This is a genomic window from Coleofasciculus sp. FACHB-712, assembly GCF_014695635.1.
GTDB lineage: Bacteria > Cyanobacteriota > Cyanobacteriia > Cyanobacteriales > FACHB-T130 > FACHB-T130.
Map to the genome: position 1 here is coordinate 1 of NZ_JACJOQ010000025.1, position 2,654 is coordinate 2,654.

Consider the following 2,654-nt stretch of genomic DNA (forward strand, 5'->3'; position numbering starts at 1 on the left):
AGTTGAGATGGCGGTAATCCGGTAAGGGCTTGAATTCCCAGCATCCCTACAGCATAAATATCGCTACTGAATCGGGGTTTACCGCTGAGTTGTTCGTTTGCCATATAACCGGGGGAACCAATTACCACCGTTAAAGTTGTCTCTCCTGAAGAACTGACTGTCTCAGTGCCAACTTCTTTAACGGCTCCAAAATCAATCAAGACTAATTTGCCATCCTGCTTGCGCCTAATTAAGTTTGACGGTTTAATATCCCGGTGGATGACATCTTGCTGATGGACAAACGCTAAGACTTCTAAGAGGTCTTGTAAAAGAACAATGACGAAGTCCTCTCTCAGTTGCTTCCCAACGGGTAATTCTTGCTTGAGTTCGTGCCCTTCGATGAATTCTTGTACTAAATAAAACTCTTGCTCCTCCTCAAAATGAGCTAAAAGTTGAGGAATTTGATTGTGATTCCCTAAGCGATAGAGGACTTGAACTTCCCGATCGAATAAACGTCTAGCTACCTCCAACGTTAATGAATCGTTAGCCTTGGGTTTGAGTTGCTTAACGACACATTGTGGATTGCCCGGTAGCTGCTGATCTTCGGCAAGGTAAGTTTGTCCAAACCCCCCGCCTCCCAAGTGTTTGATGATTTGGTAGCGACCACTGAGCGTTTTTCCCAGCATGAGGTAGATGCAGTGTTCTGGCAGTTATTCTAGATTAGTCCCCAAGGCTCTGGTTTTGCTTGCCAGCCTTAGATGTTTTAACGCCCAACCCCTACCCCTGCAAGAGAAATCAGGAAACTTGTCCAGTTTCACAGGTCTCACTGAGTAGAAACACTCGTCTCGCTTTAGATGACTCCTAGCTCGTCCGGGAATGACAAGAGCCGTGGGAATGCAATAGATGAATGAAAGATAGAATTGGACTGCGGCGCGATCGCATACCCTTTGGAAACAATTTAGGGCGACTCCCACCTGATTATGGAAGAACGCCCTAGAAAATTTGATTTCAAAAAAACACTTAAACTGGGTAGTCGCTCGTCGAGCTACCCAACTTTGAACCCTAGCCTACTTTTTTTGCTGACTGCGGGAGTAGTCATCTTGAAAACGAACAATGTCATCTTCTCCTAAATATTCCCCATTCTGAACCTCGATTAATACCAGAGGAATGACACCAGGATTCTCTAGGCGATGAGTATGGCATTGAGGAACATAGGTCGATTGATTACTGCTAAGGGTCAGTTCTTGCTCGCCACAAACAACCTTCGCTGTGCCTGAAACCACGATCCAGTGTTCGCTACGGTGGTAGTGCATTTGCAGGCTGAGCCGGTGACCAGGCTTTACTTCAATGCGCTTGATTTTGTAGCCTCGCCCTTCTTCCAGAATCGTGAAAGAACCCCAAGGGCGCAATTCCGTTGCAGCAATTCCGTTGGTGGCTATCGAACTGGGTAAAGGGAAGGCAGAAGTTTGAGAAATTTCTTGCGCCTGAGCCATTGATGTTTCTCCTTAAAACCGTTGCTTTGTCAGCATGGTGAATACATTTTGAGAATGGACAATTGTAGTGAGCGATCGCTGACACATTGAGGGAATCTTTGCCAAACATAGCAAATCAAACCAGGCTGTTGTAACCGTAAACTACTGAATCCTCGCAATCTACATCAAGTCTTCATAGAAGTTTTAACGGTTGACAAATTGGCTAAATCGTAAAAAAATCCTAAATCAGCGACTACCGGGTGGGCTGGAAGAAGATACCAAGACCGTTGTGAACGCGGGCGGCACTGGAGGGAGGGCGATCTAGGACCTGCCCCCCTAAGTAGAGGCTGGTAGAGCTGCCACCGTCGAGGTTGAGGGCGTCAATCACGCCCATTTTTTGCATCAAGGCAGCCATTTCTCTCAAGGTAGGCCCGGTTCCCCCGACGCGATTGTGAACGGCAACAATCATTAGGTTGCCGTCTGCGGTCGTTCCAATTGCACTGCGAATTGCGGCTTGCTTATCGAAGGCGTCGCTAAATTGCTCGCTTTTGGCATTCAGCACAATTTGCCGATTTTGCAACAAAAGGGGACCCGCACCGACAATGTGCGGGTAGCGGTTAAAGTCACCAGGGACAGTAGCACCCTCTACCCATACTTTCGTGCCAGGAGGGAGAGAAGCGGCTGGCCCTTGGTTAGCGCGTAGGGTAAGTAAGAAACCATTGCGGGGAATGGGAAAGGCAGTTTTACCTGCAACCCCTCCGGGTAGAAGGCTTGTGACTTGGTTGTTCTGGACAACGACAATGATTTCATCATCAATGAGCGGCGTGTAGGTTGCTCCCCACTCCGGGGTATAGCGGGAAATGCCTGCCTTGACGTAGCCACTGTTGAGGAAAAGAATCGGCAAACGCGCACCCGTTGAGGTGATTAAAGTTTCTTGGAGCGCCAGACGCCCAATTTTCACCGCTCCCGTATCATTCCAGGCGATCGCGCCTCGATTCAGAATCGGCCCGGATAACCAGCGCCCATCCCGCCGAATTGCGCCTAAAGGCAGCTGGTTCTTGCGATTAAAAAAGCCCCCGTTGACTGCCGCCGAGGCGTGCCACATCTGGGCTGTCTCGCTCAGGGGAGCGACTCCCACCATCTTGGAAGGATGGCTCCAGATCGGTTTCATCTTAAAAAAGGGCAAGTTGACATCCCCCTGAA

At 48.9% G+C, this 2,654-nt stretch carries 3 protein-coding genes; all 3 read right to left on the reverse strand.

Annotated features, from left to right (window positions below; translation table 11 throughout):
• Positions 1 to 665 (reverse strand): serine/threonine-protein kinase (locus H6F50_RS00300; RefSeq protein ID WP_190425017.1); only part of this gene is annotated, 665 nt, incomplete at its 3' end.
• Positions 666 to 1,046: 381 nt separating this feature from the next.
• Positions 1,047 to 1,472, reverse strand: coding sequence for a phosphomannose isomerase type II C-terminal cupin domain (locus H6F50_RS00305; RefSeq protein WP_190415385.1), 426 nt, complete (start codon positions 1,470 to 1,472; stop codon positions 1,047 to 1,049).
• A gap of 232 nt (positions 1,473 to 1,704) precedes the next feature.
• A partial coding sequence (locus tag H6F50_RS00310; RefSeq protein WP_190425020.1) for a phosphodiester glycosidase family protein occupies positions 1,705 to 2,654 on the reverse strand: 950 nt, incomplete at its 5' end.